The organism is Kribbella sp. NPDC051718 (assembly GCF_040681515.1).
Classification (GTDB): Bacteria; Actinomycetota; Actinomycetes; order Propionibacteriales; family Kribbellaceae; genus Kribbella.
The window spans coordinates 472,622-496,660 of the sequence record NZ_JBFAYZ010000002.1 but is presented as its reverse complement, the minus strand read 5'-3'; the positions used below and the strand labels follow the sequence as shown (position 1 = coordinate 496,660).

The 24,039-nt window shown below is 68.8% G+C and carries 23 protein-coding genes; 9 read left to right on the top strand and 14 right to left on the bottom strand.

The window, feature by feature from the left end:
* Positions 1–2: 2 nt before the first annotated feature.
* From AB0M15_RS09010 to AB0M15_RS08960, 11 genes are all read right to left on the bottom strand, one after another.
* On the bottom strand, positions 3–1,538 hold the full coding sequence (locus AB0M15_RS09010) for a cation acetate symporter (RefSeq protein ID WP_363815563.1): 1,536 nt from the start codon (positions 1,536–1,538) through the stop codon (positions 3–5).
* A 12-nt stretch (positions 1,539–1,550) separates the two neighbouring features.
* Positions 1,551–1,931 carry a hypothetical protein gene (locus AB0M15_RS09005; protein WP_363815561.1) on the bottom strand — a complete coding sequence of 127 codons (381 nt, stop codon included), beginning with the start codon at positions 1,929–1,931 and terminating at the stop codon, positions 1,551–1,553.
* A 39-nt stretch (positions 1,932–1,970) separates the two neighbouring features.
* Positions 1,971–2,720: a LytTR family DNA-binding domain-containing protein gene (locus AB0M15_RS09000; protein WP_363815559.1), complete on the bottom strand. Its 750-nt coding sequence runs from the start codon at positions 2,718–2,720 to the stop codon at positions 1,971–1,973.
* A gap of 10 nt (positions 2,721–2,730) precedes the next feature.
* The gene (locus tag AB0M15_RS08995; RefSeq protein WP_363815558.1) at positions 2,731–3,861 is read right to left on the bottom strand and encodes a histidine kinase; all 1,131 of its coding nucleotides are present in this window, start codon (positions 3,859–3,861) and stop codon (positions 2,731–2,733) included.
* A gap of 17 nt (positions 3,862–3,878) precedes the next feature.
* Complete coding sequence (locus tag AB0M15_RS08990) at positions 3,879–4,613, bottom strand: metallophosphoesterase family protein (RefSeq protein ID WP_363815557.1); 735 nt, start codon at positions 4,611–4,613, stop codon at positions 3,879–3,881.
* A gap of 60 nt (positions 4,614–4,673) precedes the next feature.
* Positions 4,674–5,852 (bottom strand): hypothetical protein, encoded by a 1,179-nt coding sequence (locus AB0M15_RS08985; RefSeq protein WP_363815555.1) that lies wholly within the window; start codon positions 5,850–5,852, stop codon positions 4,674–4,676.
* Between the two features lie 36 nt (positions 5,853–5,888).
* Positions 5,889–7,127 carry a hypothetical protein gene (locus tag AB0M15_RS08980; protein WP_363815553.1) on the bottom strand — a complete coding sequence of 413 codons (1,239 nt, stop codon included), beginning with the start codon at positions 7,125–7,127 and terminating at the stop codon, positions 5,889–5,891.
* Between the two features lie 13 nt (positions 7,128–7,140).
* Complete coding sequence (locus tag AB0M15_RS08975; RefSeq protein ID WP_363815552.1) at positions 7,141–8,283, bottom strand: hypothetical protein; 1,143 nt, start codon at positions 8,281–8,283, stop codon at positions 7,141–7,143.
* Positions 8,283–9,470, bottom strand: a complete 1,188-nt coding sequence (locus AB0M15_RS08970; protein WP_363815550.1) for a hypothetical protein — start codon at positions 9,468–9,470, stop codon at positions 8,283–8,285. Before AB0M15_RS08970 ends, AB0M15_RS08975 begins: the two co-directional genes overlap by 1 nt.
* Positions 9,467–10,666 carry a hypothetical protein gene (locus tag AB0M15_RS08965; RefSeq protein WP_363815548.1) on the bottom strand — a complete coding sequence of 400 codons (1,200 nt, stop codon included), beginning with the start codon at positions 10,664–10,666 and terminating at the stop codon, positions 9,467–9,469. The genes AB0M15_RS08970 and AB0M15_RS08965 overlap by 4 nt, the downstream gene beginning before the upstream one ends.
* Positions 10,667–10,730: 64 nt before the next feature.
* Entirely contained in the window at positions 10,731–11,816 is a 1,086-nt protein-coding gene (locus AB0M15_RS08960; protein WP_363815546.1) for a hypothetical protein, read from the bottom strand.
* Between the two features lie 93 nt (positions 11,817–11,909).
* Between AB0M15_RS08960 and AB0M15_RS08955 the strand changes: the two genes are divergently transcribed.
* Positions 11,910–13,391: a serine/threonine-protein kinase gene (locus tag AB0M15_RS08955; RefSeq protein WP_363815544.1), complete on the top strand. Its 1,482-nt coding sequence runs from the start codon at positions 11,910–11,912 to the stop codon at positions 13,389–13,391.
* A gap of 2 nt (positions 13,392–13,393) precedes the next feature.
* Here the strand turns inward: AB0M15_RS08955 and AB0M15_RS08950 are convergent, their stop codons facing one another.
* Positions 13,394–14,335 carry a hypothetical protein gene (locus AB0M15_RS08950; protein ID WP_363815542.1) on the bottom strand — a complete coding sequence of 314 codons (942 nt, stop codon included), beginning with the start codon at positions 14,333–14,335 and terminating at the stop codon, positions 13,394–13,396.
* A gap of 83 nt (positions 14,336–14,418) precedes the next feature.
* Between AB0M15_RS08950 and AB0M15_RS08945 the strand changes: the two genes are divergently transcribed.
* The 5 genes from AB0M15_RS08945 (at position 14,419) to AB0M15_RS08925 (ending at position 18,991) form a co-directional block, all read left to right on the top strand.
* The gene (locus AB0M15_RS08945; RefSeq protein WP_328332904.1) at positions 14,419–15,744 is read left to right on the top strand and encodes a dipeptidase; all 1,326 of its coding nucleotides are present in this window, start codon (positions 14,419–14,421) and stop codon (positions 15,742–15,744) included.
* Positions 15,745–15,796: 52 nt separating this feature from the next.
* Positions 15,797–16,921 (top strand): NAD(P) transhydrogenase subunit alpha, encoded by a 1,125-nt coding sequence (locus tag AB0M15_RS08940; protein ID WP_363815540.1) that lies wholly within the window; start codon positions 15,797–15,799, stop codon positions 16,919–16,921.
* Complete coding sequence (locus tag AB0M15_RS08935; RefSeq protein ID WP_328332908.1) at positions 16,918–17,223, top strand: NAD(P) transhydrogenase subunit alpha; 306 nt, start codon at positions 16,918–16,920, stop codon at positions 17,221–17,223. Before AB0M15_RS08940 ends, AB0M15_RS08935 begins: the two co-directional genes overlap by 4 nt.
* The gene (locus tag AB0M15_RS08930; protein WP_363815538.1) at positions 17,220–18,590 is read left to right on the top strand and encodes an NAD(P)(+) transhydrogenase (Re/Si-specific) subunit beta; all 1,371 of its coding nucleotides are present in this window, start codon (positions 17,220–17,222) and stop codon (positions 18,588–18,590) included. The genes AB0M15_RS08935 and AB0M15_RS08930 overlap by 4 nt, the downstream gene beginning before the upstream one ends.
* 215 nt (positions 18,591–18,805) lie before the next feature.
* Positions 18,806–18,991 carry a hypothetical protein gene (locus AB0M15_RS08925; protein WP_363815536.1) on the top strand — a complete coding sequence of 62 codons (186 nt, stop codon included), beginning with the start codon at positions 18,806–18,808 and terminating at the stop codon, positions 18,989–18,991.
* Positions 18,992–19,054: 63 nt separating this feature from the next.
* Here AB0M15_RS08925 and AB0M15_RS08920 read toward each other — a convergent pair whose 3' ends face one another.
* Complete coding sequence (locus tag AB0M15_RS08920; protein ID WP_363815534.1) at positions 19,055–20,032, bottom strand: hypothetical protein; 978 nt, start codon at positions 20,030–20,032, stop codon at positions 19,055–19,057.
* A gap of 2 nt (positions 20,033–20,034) precedes the next feature.
* Complete coding sequence (locus tag AB0M15_RS08915; RefSeq protein ID WP_363815532.1) at positions 20,035–21,021, bottom strand: LuxR C-terminal-related transcriptional regulator; 987 nt, start codon at positions 21,019–21,021, stop codon at positions 20,035–20,037.
* Positions 21,022–21,121: 100 nt separating this feature from the next.
* Between AB0M15_RS08915 and AB0M15_RS08910 the strand changes: the two genes are divergently transcribed.
* Genes AB0M15_RS08910 through purM form a run of 3 tightly spaced genes read left to right on the top strand, consistent with a single transcriptional unit; the run spans position 21,122 to position 23,977 of the window.
* Positions 21,122–21,274, top strand: coding sequence for a hypothetical protein (locus AB0M15_RS08910; RefSeq protein ID WP_363815530.1), 153 nt, complete (start codon positions 21,122–21,124; stop codon positions 21,272–21,274).
* Positions 21,275–21,303: 29 nt separating this feature from the next.
* Complete coding sequence (gene purF / locus AB0M15_RS08905) at positions 21,304–22,866, top strand: amidophosphoribosyltransferase (RefSeq protein WP_363815528.1); 1,563 nt, start codon at positions 21,304–21,306, stop codon at positions 22,864–22,866.
* Between the two features lie 31 nt (positions 22,867–22,897).
* Positions 22,898–23,977: a phosphoribosylformylglycinamidine cyclo-ligase gene (gene purM, locus AB0M15_RS08900; protein WP_363815526.1), complete on the top strand. Its 1,080-nt coding sequence runs from the start codon at positions 22,898–22,900 to the stop codon at positions 23,975–23,977.
* The last annotated feature ends 62 nt before the right edge of the window (positions 23,978–24,039 follow it).

Here is a 24,039-nt window from a genome sequence, read left to right as displayed (position 1 = left end):
GGTCAGGCGGGTGGGAGGCCTCGGTCGACGTCTACTGCTTCGGGGGTGTGGAGGCGGACCATGCTGCGGGCGGTGCCGCGGGGGATCTTGTGGGGGGTGAGCTTGGAGACCGTGATGACGGTGATGAAGGCCAGCGGCATCGTCCAGGCGGCGGGCTGGGCGATCAGGGCCTTTGGCCAGCCGGCGCTGGGTGGGCCGATGACGTTGACCAGTACTGCGGTGATCGCGGCGACCCCGCCGACGATCAGGCCGGCCGCGGCGCCGACGATGGACATCTTGCGCCACCAGATGCCCAGTACCAGCAGGGGACAGAAGGTCGAGGCGGCGACGGCGAACGCCAGGCCGACGGTGTCGGCGAGGCTGAGCGCGCCGGTGATGTTGAAGGCGGCGTAGGGAAGCGCGATCGCCAGCAGGGCCGCGATCCGGAAGCTGTTGACGGCCAGGTAGTCGCCGCCGGTCAGCCGGTGGAGGCGATTGCGCAGGAGGTCCTGGTCGATGACTCCGGCGATGGCGACGGTCAGTCCGGATGACGTCGACAGGAACGCGGCGAAGGCTCCGGCGGCGACGAGTGCACCGAGCAGATCTCCTGCTGTACCAGGGAAAATGCGGCCGGGGAGCTCGAGGACGACGGTGTCGGCGCCGCCGCCGATCAGGTCTGGCGCGAAGGTCCGGCCGAGGATGGCGTACAGGGGCGGGAAGAGGTAGAAGGCGCCGAGCAGGGCCAGCACGACGACCGTCGTACGGCGGGCCGCGCGGCCGTCGGGGTTGGTGTAGAAGCGGACCAGGACGTGGGGAAGGCCCATCGTTCCGAAACAAAGGGCCAGGAGCAACGAGTAGGTCGCGTAGAGCGGGTGGTTGCGGCCGCCTGCTCTGGAGAGTGGCTCGGCCCATTCGGCGCCGGCTCCTTGCAGGGAGTGCAGGACGCCGACGGGGTGGTCGCCCGATCGCCAGGCGATGAAGATGATGAAGATCGGCGCGGCCAGGGCGGTGAGCTTGAGCCAGTACTGGAAGGCTTGTACGAACGTAATCGAGCGCATGCCGCCAGCGGCGACGTTGATCACCACGATGAGCGCGACGAGGGCTGCTCCGACGGCCGGCGGTGCACCGGTCACCGTATGGACGGTCAGGCCGGCGCCGCGGAGTTGGGGAAGGAGGTAGAGGGTGCCGATGCCGACCACGAGGCAGGAGCAGATCCGGCGTACGACCGCGGACTCGAAGCGTGTCTCGGCGAAGTCGGGGAGGGTGTACGCACCTGAGCGCCGGAGTGGAGCCGCGATCAGGACGAGCAGCATCAGGTAGCCGACGGTGTAGCCGACCGAGAACCAGAGCATGTCGGCGCCGTTCACCAGCACCAGGCCTGCCACGCCGAGGAAAGATGCCGCCGACAAGTATTCGCCACTGATCGCGGACGCGTTCCAGCGTGGCGTTACCGCCCGGCTGGCGACGTAGAAGTCGCTGGTGGTTCGGGAGATCCGCAGCCCGAACAGCCCGATCCCGATCGTTGTCGCGATCACCAATCCGATCGCGGTCAAACTCATTGCCGGGTTCATCTACTTACGCCCGACGAACTCGGTGAACTCGGCTTCGATGCGTTCGGCGTGCCGGACGTAGATGCGGGCGGCGATGTAGACGACGGGGTAGACGATCACGCCGAGCAGCAGCCAGGGGAGCGGGATGCCGAAGATCGGCAGGGTGCGGGTGGCGGGGACGAGGAGGAAGAGCAGCGGCAGGCCGCCGAGGGTGACGGCGGCACCGGCGATGACGGCGAGCGCGAGTCGGAGCTGCGACTGGATCAGCGAGCTCATGTAGACCTCGCCGACGCGGGTCTGCTCGTCGATCTCGCGGGTGCCGGTGTGCGCGGTCATCCGGCGCGCAGCGGAGGTGCGAGGGCTAGTCACCCGGACCCGCCGGGGCGGCTCGACACCGCTCATCGCCGCACCGGCTCGTTCCGCATCGGCTCGTGCCGCATGTCAGCCTCTCAACGAGGTTGAGCGGACCAGGAGGTCGCGGAGTTCTCGGGTGTGGCGGCGGCTGACGGGGAGCCAGTCGTCGCCTACCCGGACGGCGCAGCGGCCGCCGTCTACTCGCATCTCGTCTACGTGGGCGAGGGCGACCAGCGTGCTGCGGTGGATCCGGGTGAAGCCGGCGTCGTGCCAGCGCTCCTCCAGGGTGCTGAGCGGGATCCGGACCAGGTGCGAGTTCTGGCCGGTATGAAGCCTGGCGTAGTCGCCTTGCGCTTCGACGTACCGGACAGTGGAGCGCTGGACGAACCGCGTGACGCCGGCCAGCTCGACCGGGATCGTCTCGTCGTCGGTGGTGTCGTCCTGCGGCGGCACGGCGGTGGGCGTACCGAGGTTGACCACCCGGCGCACCGCGTCGCTCAGCCGCTCGGCCCGGACCGGCTTCATCACGTAGTCGGCCGCGTCCAGCGCGAAGGCGTCGACCGCGTGTTCGTCGTACGCGGTGACGAAGACGATCTGCGGCCGGCTCTTGAACCTGGACAGGATCTTCGCTACTTCGATCCCGTCGAGGCCGGGCATCTTGATGTCGCAGAACACCACGTCCAGGTCACCGTCCTGGAGGATCTTCAGCGCGTCGGTGCCGTTCGAGGCGGTCTTGATCTCGCCGATCCGGGAGTCCTGGCGCAGCAGGTAGACCAGCTCATTGAGCGCCGGCTCCTCGTCATCAGCAACGAGGGCACGCAGTGGAGAGTCGGTCATGGCCCACAGACTAAGCGGATGCATGCACCCCTGAGGAGTATTTGGGCACCCGGAAGCTGACCTTTGTTCCGGCCTCCGGGGCGGTCTCGACCACCAGGCCGTAGGCGTCGCCGTAGACCTGGCGTAGCCGGGCGTCGACGTTGCCGAGACCGACCGAGTCGCCGCTCGACTCGCCCGCCAGGGCGGCGCGGATGACGTCGGGATCGCTGCCGGAGCCGTCGTCCTCGACGCTGATCTCGGCCTCGAGCCCGCGGTCCTGGGCCCGGATGGTGATCCGCCCGACGCCCGAGGTCCCGTCCAGGCCGTGCCGGACGGCGTTCTCGACGAGCGGCTGGACGACCAGGAACGGGATCGCCACGGAAAGCACCTCGGGCGCGATCAGCAGCGAGACCTTGAGCCGCTCGCCGAACCGGGCCTGCTCCAGGACGAGGTACCGCTCCACGTTGCGCAGCTCGTCGGACAGCGTGGTGAACTCACCGCCGCGGCGCAGCGCGTACCGGGAGAAGTCGGCGAACTCGAGCAGCAGCTCCCGGGCGCGCTCAGGATCCGTCCGGACGAAGGATGCGATGGCGGCCAGCGCGTTGTAGATGAAATGCGGGCTGATCTGGGCTCTGAGCGCCCGCAGCTCCGCCTCCATCGCCCGGGTCCGCTCCTTGTTGAGCTCGGCGAGCTCCACCTGGCCGGAGACCCACCTGGCGACCTCTTCGGTGGCTCGGACGAGTGCTGCCGACGAGCGGGGGCTGTAGGCGACCAGAACGGCTACTACTCGGTCCTCGGTGACGATGGGCGCCACTACCGCAGTACGGATCGGGCACTGCGGGTCGCCGCACGCCACGTCATGGATACCCAGTACTGCGGTACGCCCGGTCCGCAGCGTCGCCGCCGCGAGCCCCTTGACGTCCCCACGGTGGTTGCTCTCGTACGGACCACCTACCCCGTCCCAGGCGAGTACACCCGACGAGTCGCAGATGGCGATGGCCGCAGTGCCGAGGAGGTCGCGCAGATGCTTGCTGGCCTTACCGGCCGCCGCCGGGGTCAGCCCCTCGCGCAGGCTGGGGGTAGCGAGCGAGGCGGTGTGCAGCGTCGCGTACGTCGCCTTGTCGGCCGGGGTGCCGAAGTGCTTCCGTCGCCGCGCAAACATGCCCTGACGGTAGCCGCTCAGACCTCCGAGCGCGGCCTGAACGCCTCAAGCGCCTCGGTGTCGGAGTAGTTGGAGCGCAGGTACGCGTCCAGCCACTCCTCGATCCCCGGGTACGACGAGTCCTTGGCCAGCTGGTCCGCAGCGGTGTCCGGGAGCGCAGTACGACGGAGCTGGACACCCGCTGGAGTCAGGAGAGCCCAGCTGGCACCCGGTGCGCCGTACGGCATGCCGATACTGCCTGCGTTGACCACCAGCCGCCGGTCGACCTGCCGGGCGAAAGGCATGTGCGTATGCCCGCACACAACCGTCCTGACCTCCTCCGGTACGCCGCCGAGCACCGTCGCCCACCTTGCGATAGGGCTGTCGACCAGCACCATCTCCTCGTCATCCCGGGGCGTCGCGTGGCAGAACAACGTGTCGCCAAGGGTCACCGTGGTCGGCAATGCGGCCAGCAGCTCGACCTGGTCGTCCCGGAGCTGTGAGGCGGCCCAGGGACTGACCGGGTCCGGCGGATCGCCCTTGAACGACCCACGAGCCATCTCCACCAGCTCCCGGTCCGCATTGCCGCGCACCCACACGGCCCGCTCGCCCAACCCCACCAGGAGATCCAGCGTCTCCACCGGCTGCGGCCCGCTGGCGATGTCCCCGGCCAGCACGATCACATCAGCGGCAGCTACGTCCGGCTCGGCCAGTACGGCCTCCAGAGCAGGTAATACGCCGTGAATGTCGGCCAGCACCACGATCCGGTCCATCTGACTAGTCTGCCGCCGATCCGTCCCCGCCAGGGCGCCCGTTAGCTGCCGGCAGACAGGTCAGGAGCCGAGGTGTACTTCGCTGTGCGGCTTCAGTGGGGTCGCCAGCTCGCAAGCGCCGGTACTGACGGTGCAGCGGATGATCCCGCGCTGGCCGTAGCCGTCCTCGCCGCCGCCGTCCAGGGCGTCGACGACGATGAGCAGGTGCTGGTCGTCCTCGGGCACGGTCTGGAAGAAGCAGCTCTTCCACTGCCGGAGGATCACTCCCGTCTGGGCGTCGAGCGCGGTGGCGGTCCCGGAGCAGTAGCCGTCGGCGTACGCGTCGCCGCCGAACGCGGTCCGGGCGTCCGGGGTGAACCCCTCGATCGCGCTCTCGCAGGTCTTCCAGAGTCGCTTGCCGGTCGCGATCTCCTTGACGTCCGAGCAGGATCCGCTGTCGGAGATCAGCCCCATCGAGACGACGAGCCGGCCGTCCGAGGAGATGCCGGTGGGCGAGGTGACGTCGAGCTGGGTGGCCTTTGCCGCGCCGGGCGTCCAGGAGTAGAGCTGCGAGCGGCCGCCTTCGGTGGCGGCGTACTCGAAGTAGACCTTGCCGTCCACGACGGAGAGGACGCGCAGTCCCCACGCGTTCGGCAGGTCGAGCTTCTGGTTGTCCAGGCCGCCGTTGTCGGAGTACACGGTGCCGCCCTTGAGGGCCTCGCTCTGGCTGCCGGTCCGGGTCGAGGAGTACGCCGCGACGGTCGCGTCGGCGCTCGTCACCACCGTCGTGACGTCCGGAACCCGCTCGACGGTGCCGGTCGTCGGCCCGAGCTTGAGCAACTCCGTCCCCAGGCGCCTGGTGACGACGGCGAGCACGCGGCCGTTGACCCGGGCGATCTGCTGGATGTCCGCCTTGCCGGGGATCGTCTCCGGCCCGCCCGCACCGCCGCTGACCACCCGGCCGATGAGGTACGGCACCTGGGGATCGCGGCCGCGGGGCAGTTTGGCCAGGTTCAGGGTGATCTTGACCGGCCCGGAGGGCTTGTCCGGCGTCGTACTGGGCGCGCTGGGCGTGCTGGGCTTCAGCGTCGGAGTGGCAGGCGAGGTCTTGGTGCTCGGGGTCGTCGGTGCGGACAGCGGTGCCGCCGTCCCACCCTCGGAGCGCGGGCCCTGCTGATACGCGACGACGCCGCCGATCACCACCGCGGCGACTGCCACGGCGGCGACGAGCACGACCAGCCGGCCGTTCTTCTGCAACATGACGACGTTCCTAACGCGCTGAAGGGTCCAGACCGATCATCGCAGGATCACGCTCTGATCGAGGGCGTCCGGCGTCGAGCGCTCGCACTGGCCAGTCGGGATGCTGCACCGGATGATCGCCAGCTTGAGGGTGCCGGCCACCGGATTGCCGGACACGACGGTGACGGCGAGCAGGTGCTGGTCGTCCTCGGCGACGGCGTCGTAGAACTGGCCCTTCCAGGTCCGGATCAGCTTGCCCGTCCTGGCCTCGTGCGCGGTGAGAGTCTCGGAGCTGCCCTCGAAGGAGGCGCCGACACCGACTGCGATCCGGCTGTCAGGGGTGAATCCGACCAGTCGGCTGTCACAGGTACGCCAGAGTTGCGTGCCGGATTCGATCGCGGTGACGGTGGCGCAGCTACCGTCGTTGAGCTGCTTCAGCGAGGCGGCGATGGCGCCGTCGTTCGCAACCGTGACGGGCGACGTGACGGTCTTCAGCGAAGTCGCCTTCGAGGCGCCCGGCTTCCATTGGTAGAGCGTTTGCTGGCCTCCGCTGGTCGCTGCCGCCCGGAAGTAGACCGACGAGCCTCGATAGGCCAGTACTTCGACGTTCCAGCTGTTCGCGAGTTCGAGCTGCTGGACCGAGCCGTCGACCTCGGCGTACAGGTCGCTGCCCTTGATCCCGCCGCCCTTCGCGTCGAATCGGGTGGTGGAGTACGCGACCGCTGACTGGTCCTCCCGGCCCACGAGGGACGAGACGTCAGGCGTCTTCCGCACTTCTCCGTACCGGACCTGGATCAGGTCACTGCCGAACGGGAGCTTGTCCTTGTCCGCGCTGACCCGCTCGACCACGGCCAGCGCGGCGGTGTTCAGCCGGGCGATGCCCAGAATGATCCCGGTACCAGGGATCTTCACCGGGCTGCCGGGACCTCCCCGGACCTCTCGGCCTGCCAGGTAAGGCAACTGCGGCGCCCGGCCGTCGCCAAGCTTGCCCACCACCACGTCGACCGTAGCCGGGCCGGTGTTGGAGCCAGTGGTCGTCCCAGTGCTCGGCAGGGTGCTCCCAGGAGTGCTGCTGGGCGGTGGCGTCGGCGGAGGCGTGGCCGTGGTGGGTGATGAAGGCTTGGGAGTCGTTGACGGCGTACTGCTCGGCCCCGGCAGCGGTGTCGCGCCGGAGGCCCTGTCGGCCGGCGCCTGCTGGGAGGCGAACACACCACCGGCCACCACTGCGGCAACCGCCACAGAAGCAAGCCCGGCGGCCAGCGGCCCGTTCTTCCGCACCAGGTCGAATCTCTTCACGCTCCAGCTCCCCTCATCTGCCCAGTCCGAGCGGTACGTCCACCGTGATCGGTGTGGCCCGCTCGCACCGTCCGGTGCTGATGTCGCAGCGGATGATGGCGCTCTTGGTCCCGGGATCCCCGCCACCCCCTTCGGCGACCGCGACGATCAGCACGTGCTGATCGTCCTCGGCAGCGAAGTCCTGGAAACAGCCCTTCCACTTGCGGATCAGCCGCCCGGTACCAGCGTCCAGTGCGGCGATCTCGCGGATGCAGAATCCGTCGGCGTAGGCATCCGAACCGATCACCGTCCGGCTGTCCGGGGTGAATCCCCTGAGCTGGTTCTCGCAGGTCCGCCAGAGCTGCTTGCCGGAGGCGATCCCAGTGATGGTCGAGCAGGTGCCGGCGTCGGTGAGCAACTGCATCGAGGCCGCGACGGTGCCGTCGAGAGAGACCGCGGTCGGGAAGTTGACCGCCGGAATCACGGTGGCCTTGGCTGCGCCCGGCGTCCACTCGTAGAGCAGCCGATCGCCCTTCTCGGTGGTGCCGGCCCGGAAGTAGACCTTGCCGCCCCGATAGGCCAGTACTTCGACCTCCCAGCTGTTCGGCAGGTCGAGCTTCCGGATCGAGCCGGTCTTGGAGTACACGGCTCCGCCCTTGCTGATCGGGCCGCGCTGGTGGAGCGTCCCGACGGCGTACGCGGCCGCGGACTGATCGGCGGTGATCGCCAGGGACGAGACACCCGGCGTCCGGGCGCGGGGCACCGTAGCTGAGCTTCTGCAGTCGCTGCCCTTGTCGGTCCGGACGACGGCCAGTACGTCGGTGTTCATCCGGCCGACCAGCACGGCACCCTCGGGGATCTTCCGCGCCTGGCCTGCACCGCCACGGACCTCGCCCCCGACCTGGTACGGGATCTGTGGCGCCCGACCGCCGGGCAGCTTGCTGACGTTCGGTTCGACGGTGGTCGGGCCGGTGGAGGTGGTCGCGCTGCTGGGTGGCGGGGCAGTCGACGGCTTCGGCGGGAGCACCGGCGGCATCGTCGGGGTCGGCTTAGGCGTGGGGGTCGGCTGCGGTGTGGGAGTCGGCTTCAGCGTCGGCGTCGTCGAGGGAGTCGTCGACGGCGTGCTGCTCGTACCCGGCAGCGGACCGTTCTTGACCTTCTGTAGCGGCGTGGCCATCAGGCGCTCAGAAGGAGTCGGTTGGAGGCCACGGGCGTGGCCAGTTCACAGTCGCCGGTACTGATGGTGCAGCGGATGATCGCCGTCTTAGCGTTGTCGCCCTCACCCGACGCGGTCGCGACCATCAGCAGGTGCTCGTCGTCCTCGGGGGTGATGCTCTGCAGGCAGCCCTTCCACTCGCGGAGCAGCTTGCCGGTCTTCGCGTCGAGGGCGGCCTCCGCCGAGGAGCAGTAGCCGTCGTCACCGGACGGCACCCCGAACACAGTCGCACCGCTGGGGCTGAAGTCGTTGAGGTAGTAGTCGCAGGTCTTCCACACGCGCTGGCCGGTCTCGACGGTGGTGACCGCGGAACACGAGCCGGTGTTGCTGACGAGCAGGGCCGTGGCCGCAGCCTTGCCGTCGGCGGACATCTTCGTCATGGACGCGAGCGCCTTCACCAGCTTGGCTTCCGGCTCACCCGGCGACCAGACGTAGGTGCTCCAGCTGGCGCCGCTGCCCAGTACGTCCGAGGACTCGAAGTAGACCTTGTCTCCCACGAAGGAGAGCACCTTGAAGTTCCAGCGCTTGGTCAGCTTCAAGGCGGTCAGCGACGTGCCGGTGTCGGCGTAGATGGTGCCGCCCTCGACCGGTCCGTCGGCACCGAGGGCGGCGTACGCGACGCCGCTCTGGTCGGCCTTGGCCTCCAGGTGGTTGACGTTCGCGACGCTGGCAGCGCCGTTGGCGTCGAACCGCAGTACCTGCGAGCCGTTTCCGTTGGTGGTCAGGGCGAGGACCGAACTGTTCACCCGGGCGATCTGGAGGACGTCGTCCTTGCCGGGGATGGTGACCGTGCTCCCGGCACCGCCACGGACCTGGCGGCCGTCCAGGTACGGGATCTGCGGCTGCCTTCCGGTGCTGAGTTTCGCCACGGCCAGGGTGATCTTCGTCGGGCCGGTCAGCGTCGGTGTGTCGGTCGGGACCGCCGGTGCACTCGACGGCTGCAGGGACGGCGTGGTCGCCGGGGGCTTCGGTGTCTGGGTGCCCTTGGACGGCGTCGTGGTCGTGCTTGTCGGGGCAGGCAGCGGAGCGGCGTAGGCAGCGCTCTGGCGCTGCGGGACCTGGCGAGACGCGATGGTCGCGCCCAGTACGACGGCAGCGACCGTCACGGCGGCGACCAGCGCGACCAGTGCGCCGTTCTGCCGCTTCATGACCAGCCACCCATCACCCGGAGCGCGTCGCGCCGAGGCGTCTTGGCGGGCTTCGTCGCCAGCTCGCAGGCGCCGGAGCCGATGCTGCAGCGAATGATCGCGCTCGCCGTGTTCTCGCCGGTGTCGACGGCCATCAGCAGGTGGTCGTCGTCCTCGGCGGTCGTGGTGAGGAAGTCCACTCCGGTCCACTGCCGGCGTACCGTGCCTGACCTGCTGTCGATGGCGGTGGTGGACGGGTTGGAGCCGCCGTTGTGGAAGTCCGGGGTCGCGTAGACCGTCTGGCCGTCCGGGGTGAAGCCGTCGAGCGAGTACTCACAGGTCCGCCACAGCTGCGCGCCGTCGGCCAGCGCCCGCACCGCAGAGCAGAAGGTCTGCTCGGCGCCCTCGAGCTGGTCGACACCGTTGGTGCCCTGGAAATCCACGCCCGCTGGGGTTTTGAAGGACTTCAGCACCTCGACCTTGCCGGTCTGGGTGTGCCAGACGTTGAGTGTCGCGTCGGGCTCGTTCGGATCGGTACCGGCGGCGAAGTAGACGGTCGTGTCGACCACGGCCAGGACAGTCGAGTACCAGTCGTTCGGGCGGTCCAGCTTGTTGTCGGCGAAGGCGTTGCGCCAGTAGACGGCGTTGCCCTTGCGGCGGGTGTGGTCCGCATTGGATCGGGCCGTGCCGTACGCGATGGCGTCCTCGTTCACCGAGGTCACCAGGCTCGCGACGTCGGGAGTGCGCTCGGGGAGGACACCGTCGAGACTGACCCGGACCAGCTCGGAGCCGCCCAGGCCGACTTCGCGGACCACCATCGCGTCACCGTCGTACCGGACCGCGCGGAGGATCTCCTGGTTGCCGGGGATGGTGATGTCGCCACCGAGGCCGCCCTTGAACACCCGGCCGTCGAGGTAGGCGACCTGTGGTTCACGGCCGACCGGCAGCTTCGTGAGGTCGACCTTGACCGTCGGGATCGCCGGACCGGAGGGCGTCGTCACCGGGGTCGCCGATGGTTTCGGGGTCGTCGGAGGCGTGGCTGGAGGCTTGGGCGTCGACTGCTTGGCCGTGGGCGTCGCGCTCGCGGTCAGCGGCTGAGCTGCGGCCGACGGGGACGTGGCCGGGCCGCGGCGGGCCGCGAGGGCTCCACCGCTGACCACAGCCAGTACCGCGACCGCCGCCACCCCCATGGCCAGCGGGCCGTTGCCCGTTTTCACGTTCGGTCGTCCAATCGGTTCGTCCCCGTCCGGGATAGGACGCGGGTCGACGCGGTTTTGTTCGTCATGAGCCGAGAAGAAGTGTTCCGGACGCCAGCGGGGTCGCCAGCTCGCACCTGCCGGAGCTGACCGTGCAGCGGACCAGGGCCGATCTGGACCCGGGTTCGGGCCGGTCGTGCCAGGCCAGTACTACGTGATCGCCGTCCTCGGGCCTCGCGTCGCGCAGGGACGGGCCGGTCCACTTGCGGAGCTGGTTGCCGGTCTTCGGGTCGAGCGCGACGTTCTCCAGATCGCCGTACGGGTCGCTGCCGGCCGGGATGCCGATGGTGAAGGTGTTGCCGGGGCCGAAGCGGGTGAGCTGGTACTGGCAGCTGCGCCAGCGCTGGGTGCCGGTGGTGGCGGTCATCAGCGTCGTGCACATGCCGCTGTCGTTCTGTGAGGCCAGTCCGGCGACCAGGGTGCCGTCGCCGGAGACGGCGATCGGGGACCGGACGGTAGTGAGCCGGGTCGGCTTCGGCTGGTCCACTTGCCAGCGGTAGAAGTTCCAGGGGCCGGTCAGGTCGTCGCTGGACTGGAAGTAGACGGTGTCGTTGGTCACACCGAGGACGCGGACGTCGTGCACACCGGGCTGGGCCAGCCGCTTCACGGGTCCGGTGGCAGACCGGCGGTAGTAGACGGTGCCGCCGACGTGCTCTTCCGGGGCGTACCGGCCGCCGGAGGCATAGGCGGCGGCCTCGCCGTCGGTGCTGGTGACGACCGAGTCGACGCCCGGTACCTGCTCGATTTGCTTGCCGGAGGCATCGAGTATGACGAGGAGGGGATCCCGGACGGTCTTCAGCTGGACGGTCAGGACGGCGTCGTGGAGGCGGGCGACGGCGTCGATCTCGACCCGGCCGGGGACCTTGACCGGCGTACCGGCGCCGCCGTAGACGGTCCGATCGCGTAGGTAGGTGACCTGCGGACCCGCCCCGACGGGCAGCTTGCGCACGTCGATCGGGACGACCTCGGGCCCGGTGAACTTCAGCGGCGAAGGAGTCTGCACCGGTGCGACCAGCGGCGCCGCCGACCCGACCTGCGACTCCGGCGTACGCCGGGATGCGACGAACCCACCGACCGCAACCGCCGCCACCGCGACGACCGTGACGGTCACAACCCGGACGTTTTGCACTCCTTAGGCCCCGTTTCGGTCTCGAACACACGCTCCGGCGACCAAGTCGCAGGAGGGATCGAGCATAATGCGGGGATGGACCAGCCCCAGCGGATCGGCCGGTACTCCCTGGTCCGCCGGGTGGGTGCCGGGGGTTTCGCGACCGTCTGGCTGGCCAGGGACGAAGAGCTCGACGCGGACGTCGCCGTCAAGATCCTGTCCGACAACTGGATCGACGAAGAGGATGTCCGGCGCCGCTTCCTGGCCGAGGGCCGGTTCCTGCGCCGGGTCGACTCGCCGCACGTGGTCGGCGTCCACGACGTCGGCGAGACCGAGGACGGCCGGCCGTATCTCGTCCTGACCTACGCCGACGGCGGATCGCTCGCGGACCGGATCAAGGCCGGGCTGATGGAGATCGCCGACGTCGTCGATGTCATCACCCAGGTCGGCAGCGGACTCAAGCAGCTGCACGCGCGTGGAGTGCTGCACCGCGACGTGAAACCGGCCAACGTGCTGTTCCGGCTCGACGAGTCCGGCGACCGCGCGATGCTCGGCGACCTCGGCCTGGGCAAGTCGCTGGAAACCGTGTCCCAGTTGACGATGCCGGGCGGTACGCCGGCCTACGTCGCCCCCGAGCAGGTGATGGGCGACCGGCTCGACCACCGCGCCGACCTCTACTCGCTGGGTGCCGTCGCGTACGCGGCCTTCACCGGCCAGGCACCCCATGGCGTGATCAGCCTGGGCGCGGTGATGCGGATCGAGTCGCCGCCGCCGTCGATGAGCACCTTGCGCGACGACGTGTCGGATGCGATCGACGCCGTCGTACGCCGCGCTCTCGAGCCGGACCGTGACAAGCGCTGGCCGGACCTCGACAGCTTCCTCGACGCCCTCCAAGAAGCCCACAAAACAGGCAAGATCCCGGCCGGCCTGGTCCCCGCCGAGGTCCTCTCCGTACCGACGGGCCCGGCCGGCGTCGACCAGGAGACAGCTCTGTCGGCAGCCAACGCATCCACTGTCACGCCCGCTGCCGATGTGGATGCCACAACAGCACCCGCTGCCTTGCTGGCGACTCCGGCGAAGGCTTCGAAGCGGTCAGCCCGCGCATGGGTGATCACTGTCGTCCTGGCCCTCATCCTGGCCGCCGGCGGCGGCTATGGCGGCTATCGGCTGGTAATGAGCCGCCCGGTCACCGTGGAGCAGGACAACATGTCGGTGAAGGTGCCGCGTTCCTGGGACCAGAAGTCGGCCGAGGACAAGACCAAGCTGCTGGTCAGCCCGGACACCGCGAATTGGGTGACCAACAGCACGGTGCCGGGCGTCTATCTGGAGAAGCTGACCGGCGAGCTGCCCAAGACCGGCAAGGTGCCCGTCGGCTGCACCTCGACCGGGCCTGCCGTCCCGGGCAACAACATGGTGACCTTCTACTACCAGTGCCAGGACCAGGCGACGAAGGTGACCAGCACTGTGGGCGAGCGCTACCAGACGGCCATCGCCGGGACGGTGTTACGGACCCAGGCCCGTGACACCGACAATGCCGAGGTCCAGCGTGTCCTCGACTCGGCGACCCTGATCCCGTAGCTCTACCCCACCAGTGAGGTCAGGGACGACACAGTGGCCTTGTGCATGCGGGGGATGACGTTGAGGGTGGCCGAGTCGCCGCTGTAGAGGTATGAGCCCGACTCGTAGACCAGGTACGCCGTGCCGTTGTACTCCGTGATGCCCTCGGTCATGCTCGGCGCCCGGAAGCAGCTCAGCGCGGCCGCGTCCAGATCCTTCTGGCCCCGGCGGACGACGTACAGGTTGCTGCGGTTACCCCGCCCGTACGACGTGCTGTAGACGAAGTGGTTGGCGGTGACCATCAGGCCTTGCGTCTTGGTCGGTACCTCCCAGGCGCCGGCCAGCGTGGTGAGGGTGCCGTCGTCGGCGATCTTGTACTCGTACATGGTGCCGCGGCCGGTCTCGTTGAAGGTGCCGGAGAAGATGGAGTCGCCGTAGCTGGTCAGGAACGAGGAGCCGGCGACGTCGCGCGCAGTGCCAACCTGGGCCAGGTACGGCGTACCGGCCGCCTTCATCGCGTCGCGGAGCTCTGTCAGCCGGTACTTCCGGATCGAGCTGCCTGCACCGGCCACGAAGGCCCAGCCCTTGCTGGTGGTGATCCCGCCGACATGCGACTCGGCGATGGCGACCACACCGACCGTGGAGCCGGTAGCCGGGTCGATGCCGTAGATCTGCGAGTCGGCGCCCGCGCGGTACGAGGCGACCAGCAGGAGGTTCTTGCCGGAGCCGTCCCAGTTGTACCAAGTCCCCGCGCCTTGCGGGGTGTGCGTGCTCAGGTTGGGGATGCTGGCGCTGTTGCTGAACCGGGCGTCGTACTTCTTGGACGCCGACGGCCCGTCGTAGAAGGTGGCGCCACCGGTGGTCGCGGTGTCGCAGGTGATGGCGGCACTGGCCGGCGCACTGAACGCGGTGAGGGCGGTGGCGGTGGTGATGAAGGCAGTCAGGATGGCGAAGCGACGAGTCATCAGGTCCTCTGCAGGTTTGGGCGGTAACCTTCGAGATGTTCTCCGTAGAAGGTAAATGAATGACCCGCAGTACGGTAGGGCGCATGACCGACCTGCGTGCGGCGATCGACCGCGTTCTGCCCTCCGTTCGTGCCGACCTCGAGGACCTCATCCGGATTCCCTCGGTCAGTGCGGACCCGGCCCGTGCGGCCGACGTCCAGCGATCGGCGGAGGCCACCGCCGCTCTGTTCGAGGCCGAAGGCTTCGAGATCCAGATCGTCCGGGCGGGTGACGGCGCGCCCGCGGTGATCGCCAAGAAGCCGGCGCCGGCGGGCAAGCCGACCGTACTGCTGTACGCGCACCACGACGTCCAGCCGACCGGCAACGTCGAGGAGTGGACGTCGGAGCCGTTCGAGCCGACCGAGCGGGACGGCCGGCTGTTCGCCCGCGGCGCGGCCGACGACAAGGCCGGGATCGCGGCGCACCTGGCCGCCGTCCGTGCCTTCGGCAACGACCTGCCGGTGGGCGTGACGGTCTTCGTCGAGGGCGAGGAGGAGATCGGTTCGCCGACCCTGCTGCAACTGCTCGACGAGTACGCCGACGAGCTCACCGCCGACGCGATCGTGATCGCCGACTCGGGCAACTGGGCGATCGGCCAGCCCGCCCTGACCGTCTCGCTGCGCGGCCTGGTCGACTGCTTCGTCGAGGTCCGGACGCTGAAGCACGCCGTCCACTCGGGCCTGTTCGGCGGCGCCGTACCGGATGCGCTGTCCGCCCTGTGCCGGTTGCTCGCCACCTTGCACACCGACAACGGTGACGTCGCGGTCGACGGACTGCACGCGACACGCGCGGCCGAGCTGGACTACCCCGAGGACCGGTTCCGGGCGGAGTCGAGCGTGCTGGACTCGGTGAAGCTGATCGGCTCGGGCACCCTGGTCGACCGGCTGTGGACCCGCCCGGCGATCGCGGTACTGGCGATCGACGCGCCGCGGGTGGCCGACGCGAGCAACACGTTGGTACCGGTCGCGCGGGCCAAGGTCAGCCTCCGGGTCGCTCCCGGTGACGACGCGGTGAAGGCGATGGAAGCCCTGCGCAACCACCTCGAGCAGAACGCGCCGTGGGGTGCCCAGGTCACTGTGACAGAAGGCGATCTCGGCCAGCCGTGCTCGATCAACGCGCGCGGTACGGCGTACGACGCGGCCCGTTCGGCCTTCGCCACGGCGTGGGGTGTGGAGCCGGTCGACACCGGTATGGGTGGGTCGATTCCGTTCATCGCGGAGTTCCAGCAGGCCTTCCCGAACGCGGCCGTCCTGGTCACCGGCGTGGAGGATCCGGACACCCGGGCCCACGGTATCGACGAAGGCCTGCACCTGGAGGAGTTCACCAAGGTCTGTCTGGCCGAGGCACAGCTTCTTCAGAACTTGGCCTGATTGGCGGGACCGGGCTTTCCGGGCACCGTGTGTTTGGCATAGGTTTCGGCGAGTGAAGATCGCAGTAGTGCGAGAGACCAGACCGGCCGAGCGCCGGGTGGCCCTGGTGCCGGAGCAAATCGTCAAACTCGTCCAGCTCGGCTACGAGGTCGCGGTCGAACCCGCGGCCGGCGAGCGCGCCCTGTACTCCGACGACGCCTATCGCGACGCCGGGGCAGAGGTGGCCTGGGGAGCCGACCACGCGGCGACGGTGGTGGTGTCGGTGCAGCCGCTCGAACGCGAGCGACTGCAGCGGCTGCACGCCGGTACGGCGCTGATGTCGTTCCTGCCGACGAACCCGCCGGACGTGATCCGGGCCGCGACCCGGGCCAAGCTGACCGCGTTCGCGATGGAGATGATCCCGCGGATCTCCCGGGCGCAGTCGATGGACGCGCTCTCCTCGCAGGCGCTGGTGGCCGGCTACCGGGCGGCCATCGTCGCGGCGGAACGGCTGCCCCGGTTCTTCCCGCTGAACATGACGGCAGCCGGTACGGTGCCGCCGGCCCAGGTCCTCGTGCTGGGGGCCGGCGTCGCCGGACTGCAGGCGATCGCGACCGCGAAGCGTCTCGGTGCGGTCGTCAAGGCGTACGACGTCCGGACGGCCGCTGCCGAGGAGATCGCCTCGATGGGCGCGCAGCCGATCGAGCTGGAGCTCGGCACGCTCGACGGGCCGGGCGGCTATGCCCGCGAGATGACCGAGGAGCGCGCGCAGTTGCAACGTGACCTGCTCGCGCCGTACATCGCGGGCGCCGATGCGCTGATCACGACCGCCGCGGTACCGGGGCGGACCGCTCCGATGCTGGTGTCGCGGTCGATGGTCGAGCAGATGAAGCCCGGCTCGGTCGTCGTCGACCTGGCCTCGGAGTCCGGCGGCAACGTCGAGGGCTCGGTGGCCGGTACGGAGCTGATGATCGGCAACGCGCTGGTCTGGGGCGGCGCGAACGTACCCAGCCAGATGGCCGGACCGGCCAGCCGGCTGTACGGCCAGAACATCGCCAACCTGATCGCGCTGATGACCCGGGACGCGGAGTTCAACCCGGACTTCGACGACGAGATCGTGGCCGGCTGCTGCCTCACCCACGACGGCACGGTCCTGCACGAGCCGACCCGCGAGCTTCTGGAAGGACCGACGGTATGACCGAAACCATCGCTTTGCTGACCATCTTCGTGCTCGCGGCGTTCGTCGGCGTCGAGGTGATCAGCAAGGTCTCCTCGACCCTGCACACCCCGCTGATGTCGGGAGCGAACGCGATCCACGGCGTCATCCTGGTCGGCGCGATCATCGTCACCGGCCAGGCCGACTCCACCCTGGTGGTGATCGTCGGGCTGCTGGCGGTCGTACTGGCCACGGTGAACATGGTCGGCGGGTTCGTCGTCACCGACCGGATGCTGCAGATGTTCCGCGGTCCGGCGGCGCGCAAGAAGGAGCTGCAGAAGTGATCGACACCTGGGCCCAGATCGGGTACCTGATCTCGGCGGTTTGCTTCATCGTCGCGCTGAAGGCCCTCTCGTCGCCGAAGTCGGCGCGGACCGGCAACCTGCTCGGTGCCGCGGGTGCGGTGCTCGCGGTGATCATCACCTTCGTCGCGTACAAGCCCGACCACCTGGGCGCGATCCTGGTGGCGCTGGTGATCGGCACGATCGCGGGTGTGGTCGGCTCGCGCCGGGTGCAGATGACGCACATGCCGCAGCTGGTGGCGCTGTTCAACGGCGTTGGTGGCGGCGCGGCAGCACTCGTCGCGCTGATGGAGCTGGGTGAGGTTCGCGACGGCGAGACGATCGCCGCGATCGCGACCGCCTTCACGATCCTGGTCGGCGCGATCAGCTTCTCCGGCTCGGTGGTGACGTTCGCCAAGCTGCAGGAGCTGATGACGAGCCGGCCGGTGACCTTCCCGGGTCTGCCGGTGCTGTTCGTGGCCGGCATCCTCGGCGGGCTCGCACTGTCGGTCTGGCTGGTCACGGATCCGCGGGTCTGGGTCGGCGTGCTGCTCTGCCTGGTCGGGCTGGCGCTCGGCATCATGCTGGTACTGCCGGTTGGCGGTGCCGACGTACCGATCGTCATCTCGCTGCTGAACGCGTTCACCGGTCTGACCGTGGCCGCGGGCGGATACGTGCTCGGCAACGCGCTGCTGCTGATCGCGGGAACGCTGGTCGGCGCGGCCGGTACGTTGCTGACCAAGCTGATGGCCGACGCGATGGGCCGCTCGGTCTTCAACATCCTCTTCGGCGCGGTCAAGGGCGGCTCGACCCTCGGCGGCGGTACGGCGTCCGAACGGCCGGTCATCTCCGGTACTCCGACCGACGTGGCGATCCTGCTCGGGTACGCGCAACGGGTCGTCATCGTGCCCGGGTACGGACTGGCCGTCGCCCAGGCCCAGCACACCCTGCGCGACCTCGTGGAGGAGCTGCAGAGCCGCGGGGTCAAGGTCGACTACGCCATCCACCCGGTGGCCGGCCGGATGCCCGGCCACATGAACGTGCTGCTCGCCGAGGCCCAGGTTCCGTACGAGCAGCTCCGCGAGATGGACGAGATCAACGGCGACTTCAAGTCGACGGACGTCGTACTGGTCGTAGGCGCCAACGACGTCGTCAACCCGGCGGCCCGCAACACCCCCAGCGCCCCCATCTACGGCATGCCCATCCTCAACGCCGACGAGGCCCAGCGAGTCATCTTCCTCAAACGCTCGATGCGCCCGGGCTTCGCCGGCATCGAGAACGAACTCCTCTACGACCCCAAGACCACCCTCCTCTTCGGCGACGCCCGAGAGTCCCTCACCAAGCTCCTGGCAGCCGTCAAGAACGTCTGACCCACCCCGTACTCCGGCCGAGCGGCCGCCTGGTGCCACTGCACCATGCGGCCGCTCGGCCGCGTTGACCCCTGGGCCGGCCGGGAAATAGGTTCGGAAGTGAGCGAAGTGGACCACTTCGCGCGCTCGCGGTGATTGACCCGCGAGGAATTCCGCCCCGGTCAATGCCGCCGCTATTGCGGTCTCATTGCCATGCCCGAAAGCAGTCGATGCCCATGATCACAGCAGGTAGGGTGTATTCACCGGCCGTTCTCGCCGCGCTCGCGCTGCTCGCGATCCCGCTACTCGGCGCGGCCCGCTCCCTTTCGACGGAGCTCGACGACTGGCCGCACTACGCACCGTTCTGCCGCGAAAACAAGGCCATGGCAGCTTCCGGCCACAAACCCGGCTGGTGCATCTGAACCGGTCCAGTCCGCTCTTGAATCAAATGTTTCGGCTATTCTTCGATTGGTCTAGCCCACAACTCACCGAACCCACCCCCGCTGAGCCGCTCGAACGCCCAGCTCGAACCGCCCCGAAGCCCCGGCCTGCTCACCGAGCTTGGCCGCCATCCGCCGGATGGTCCGCAGGGACAGTCCCAGCTTCCGCCCTGCTTGATCGTCGGTAGCTCCCTGCACCAGCAGATACAGGAGCTCCCGCTCCTGCGGGGTGATCTCGTCGGCTCGATCCGGTTCAGGGCTGAAGACGTCCGCAGCGTGCTGCCAGTGGTGCTCGAACATCGTCCTGGCCATCGTGACGACGGCCTTTCCGTGATGGACGATCAGGCCCGCCGTGTGTTCGTCGGGGTCGAGCGGCAGGACGAGGGCACTGCCGTCGAACAGCAGCATTTTCATCGGCAGGCTCGGGGTGGCCCGAATTCGGCCGCCCTGGTCGGTCATCCAGCGGAGATAGTCGAGGGTGGATTTGCCGGCCGTGGCCGCGACCAGGCAAATCATCCGGAAATCCAAACCGCTTTTCAGATAACGGGCGTCCGGTGAATCGTCGCCGGTGGTTCGCGGAATGTCGTTTCTTTCGGCCGGGTTGAAGACCCAGATCGACTTCTCCGGACGGAATTGCCCGATCCGTTGGTTGGCGCGCTCCCGGCCTTCCACGATCTCGATTTCGCGTTCGTCGCGGCGAAGCATCGAATCGTTGTACTGCTGGGTGATCAATTCGGCCTGCAACTCGTCCCGGTGCAGTTGCTCGGTCAGCTGCTCGAGCTGCCGGCGCCGATGCTGGCTGAGGATGGAGAACCCGAGGTTGGGGTGGAGCGCGAACTCGTGGTCGTCCGACCAGCCCGGCACGACGAGTTTGAGTTCGCGCAGGACCGCCAGGCTCGCCTCGACCTCCGCTGTGGACAGGTTGGTGCGAGCGGCCAGCTCCTCGGTGGACAGGCGGGGCTCGTTCAGCAGCGCCTGGTAGGTCTGCAGAGTGGCGTCGTCGAAGCCGACTGACTCGAACACCGTCAGACCCAGCCGCGTTTGGCGGCGGCTACTCCTAGCTCGAAGCGGGAGGTGGCATCGAGGCGTTCGGAGAGGTTGGCGGTGATGCGGCGGGCGGTGCGGAGCGAGATGCCCAGGAGGCGGGCCACCTGCTCGTCCTTGGCGCCGCCGGCCAGCAGGCGGAGGACCTCGGCCTCGTGCGGGGTGAGGGGGTTGTTGTCGTCGCGGTCCTCGGGGGAGAAGAGTTCGCTGGCGCGGGCCCAGTAGGCGTCGAAGAGCGCCATCGCGAGGAAAAGTACGGCCGGGCTGCGGTGGATCAGCGCGCCGGCGGTCGGGTTCTCCGGGTCCATCGCCATGATGGCGATCTCCTGGTCGAGGATCAGCAGCCGCATCGGCAGGGTCGGCGTCGCCCGCACCTCGCCACCCAGCCGGTGCAGGGTGGCCGCGTAGTCGATACCGGGCTTCGAGACGGTCATGCTCTGCAGGTAGATGGTGCGCATCCGGAGGCCGCGGTTGAGCAGATCCATGTCGGGCGACTTCTCCGGCTCCACCCCCAGGGTGTCGTCGATGTGTGCCGGGATCATTCCCCAGAAGCTGGTCTGCGCCCGGAGGCCGAGCTCCTCGATCCGCCGCGAGGCGTTCTCCCGGCCCTTGAGTACCTCGACGTCGCCGCTGCTGCGAGCGGTCAGCAGCTCGTTGTACTGCTCGGAGATCACGTCGGCCGACGACTCGGCCAGGCGCAGCTCGTCGGCCATCCGGTTCAGCTCGCCGCGGCGGCGCTCGACCAGTCCGGACAGGCCGACCCGCGGGTGCACCGGGTGCTCGGTCGACGGGTCCAGCCAGGTCGGTACCAGCAGATCGAGCTTTCGCAGCTCGTCCAGCATCCGGTGAACCTCTGACAATGGAAGATTTACCAGCGAGGCAATCTGCTCAGGAGAGCTGTCCGGATTGCTCAGCAGGGCGTGATAGACCGCAAAGGTGGGTTCGTCCACACCGAGCGGTTCCAGCACGTCGTTCACTCCTTCAACACTTGTTTGGAACCGACCATATACAGAGAGCGTCGACATTGAGCGCTTGTTTGCCGGTTCACATTATTTCGGAGGACATGCCGTGAGCAAGAAGTTGCCAACTGTAGTCGCGACTGCCGCCGCTGTGCTGGGATTGGCGCTTTTGACCAGCGGATCGGGCGCCGGGGTGCAGAGCGCCGGCGAGCCGGACCACCCGCAGTGTGGTCAGCAGCAGCTCTGCTGGGGTGAGCACTAGCCCGTCCGGCGTCCCGTAGACTGCTCTGCGTGGCTCGTGGCGATGGTCGGCTCACTCATGATCTTGACCCGCAGGATCTAGGCCCGCAGGACGCTTGTGGCGTCTTCGGGGTCTGGGCACCGGGGGAAGAGGTCGCCAAACTCACCTATTTCGGGCTCTACGCTCTGCAGCACCGGGGGCAGGAGTCGGCTGGCATCGCGGTCAGCAACGGCAGTCAGATCCTGGTCTACAAGGACATGGGGCTGGTCAGCCAGGCCTTCGACGAGGCGACGCTCGCTTCGCTGAAGGGGTACATCGCGGTCGGGCACTGCCGGTACTCGACGACCGGATCGAGCGTCTGGGCGAACGCCCAGCCGACGTTCCGGTCGACGGCCACCGGCTCGATCGCGCTCGGGCACAACGGCAACCTCACCAACACCGGTGAGCTGGCCGCGACGCTCGGCGGCCGCGACGACCTCGACCTGGGGCTGGACCTGGACGTCGAGCACGCGAAGGCCAACGCCAAGCACGGCGCGTCCTCGGACACCGACATCCTGACCTCGATGCTGGCCGGCTACCCGGACCTGACCATCGAGCAGGCGGCCGCCAAGGTGCTGCCGAAGGTCAAGGGTGCCTACAGCCTGATCTTCATGGACGAATCCACCCTGTACGCCGCCCGCGACCCGCAGGGCATCCGCCCGCTGGTGCTCGGCCGGCTGGAGCGGGGCTGGGTGATCGCCAGCGAGACCGCCGCGCTCGACATCGTCGGCGCGAGCTTCATCCGTGAGGTCGAGCCGGGCGAGATCGTCGCGATCGACGAGGACGGCCTCCGCTCGACCCGGTTCGCCGAGGCCGAGCCCAAGGGCTGCCTGTTCGAGTTCGTCTACCTGGCCCGCCCGGACACCCAGATCTCCGGTCAGCGGATCCACACCACCCGGGTCGAGGTCGGCCGTCAGCTGGCCCGTGAGCACCCGGTCGAGGCGGATCTGGTGATCGCCACCCCGGAGTCCGGTACGCCGGGCGCCATCGGGTACGCCGAGGAGTCGGGTATCCCCTACGGCTCCGGGCTGGTCAAGAACGCCTACGTCGGCCGGACCTTCATCCAGCCGAGCCAGACCATTCGCCAGCTGGGCATCCGGCTGAAGCTGAACCCGCTGCGCGAGGTGATCGAGGGCAAGCGCCTGGTCGTCGTCGACGACTCGATCGTCCGCGGCAACACCCAGCGCGCGGTGATCAAGATGCTGCGCGAGTCCGGGGCGAAGGAGATCCACGTCCGGATCTCGTCGCCGCCGGTCAAGTGGCCGTGTTTCTACGGCATCGACTTCGCCAGCCGGGCCGAGCTGATCGCCAACGGGCTGAACACCGAGGAGATCTGCCGTTCGATCGGCGCCGACTCCCTCGGGTACGTCAGCCTCGACGGCTTGATCGAGGCCACCTCGGTGCCCAAGGACAAGCTCTGCCGCGCCTGCTTCGACGGGATCTATCCGGTCGCGCTGCCGGAGCCGGAGCACCTCGGCAAGCACCTGCTCGAAGTACCGGTGAGCACCGACATCGACGGCCTCGCCACGGTGTCCGGTGGCGCCGGCGCTGCCGACGCGCTGTCCCGGCCGTAGCAAAGAGCCCCCCAAGAAAGCGAGAACCACAGTGAGCGAGGGCGCGAGCTACGCGGCCGCCGGCGTCGACATCGAGGCCGGTGACCGGGCCGTCGAGCTGATGAAGGAATGGGTGGCCAAGGCGACCCGTCCGGAGGTCGTCGGCGGGCTCGGCGGCTTCGCCGGGCTGTTCGACGCGACTGCGCTGACGGCGTACCGGCGGCCGTTGCTGGCGACCTCGACCGACGGCGTCGGCACCAAGGTCGCGATCGCGCAGAAGATGGACCGGCACGACACGATCGGCTTCGACCTGGTCGGCATGGTCGTCGACGACCTGGTCGTCTGCGGCGCCGAGCCGCTGTTCATGACCGACTACATCTGCACCGGCAAGGTGGTCCCGGAGACGATCGCGCAGATCGTCAAGGGCATCGCCGAGGCCTGCGTCGAGGCCGGTACTGCGCTCGTCGGCGGCGAGACGGCCGAGCACCCCGGACTGCTGGAGGCCGACGAGTACGACGTCGCCGGCGCTGCGACCGGGGTAGTCGAGGCCGACGAGGTGATCGGCGCCGACCGGGTCCGGGCGGGCGACGTGGTGGTCGCGATGGCATCCTCCGGCCTGCACTCGAACGGCTACAGCCTGGTCCGGCACGTGTTCTTCGACCGGGCCGGCTGGCAACTCGACCGCGAGGTGCCCGAGCTGGGCGGCACGCTGGGTGACACGCTGCTGATCCCGACGCGGGTGTACGCGAAGCACTGCCTCGAGGTGATCCAGGAGCTCAACGCTTCCGACGAGAAGCCGCTGCACGCGATGTCGCACATCACCGGCGGTGGTTTCGCAGCCAACCTGGCCCGGGTCATCCCCGACGACCTCGCGGTCCGGATCGACCGGTCGAGCTGGACGCCGGCGCCGATCTTCGGGCTGGTCGGTCAGCTGGGCGGCGTCCCGCAGCTCGAGCTGGAGAAGACGCTGAACATGGGCGTCGGCATGGTCGCCGTCCTGGACCCGGCCGCGGCGGATCGCGCGATCGCGGCGCTGGCCGAGCGCGACATCAACGCCTGGGTGTGCGGCGAGGTCAGCGCAGCCACCGACGCCAAGGCAGGCGTCGAACTACAGGGTGACTACGCGAGCTGAAGCACCGTCAAGCCGCTGTGGCGTCCAAGGGGGCGCCGCAGCGCAAGGACGCAGCAGCAGGA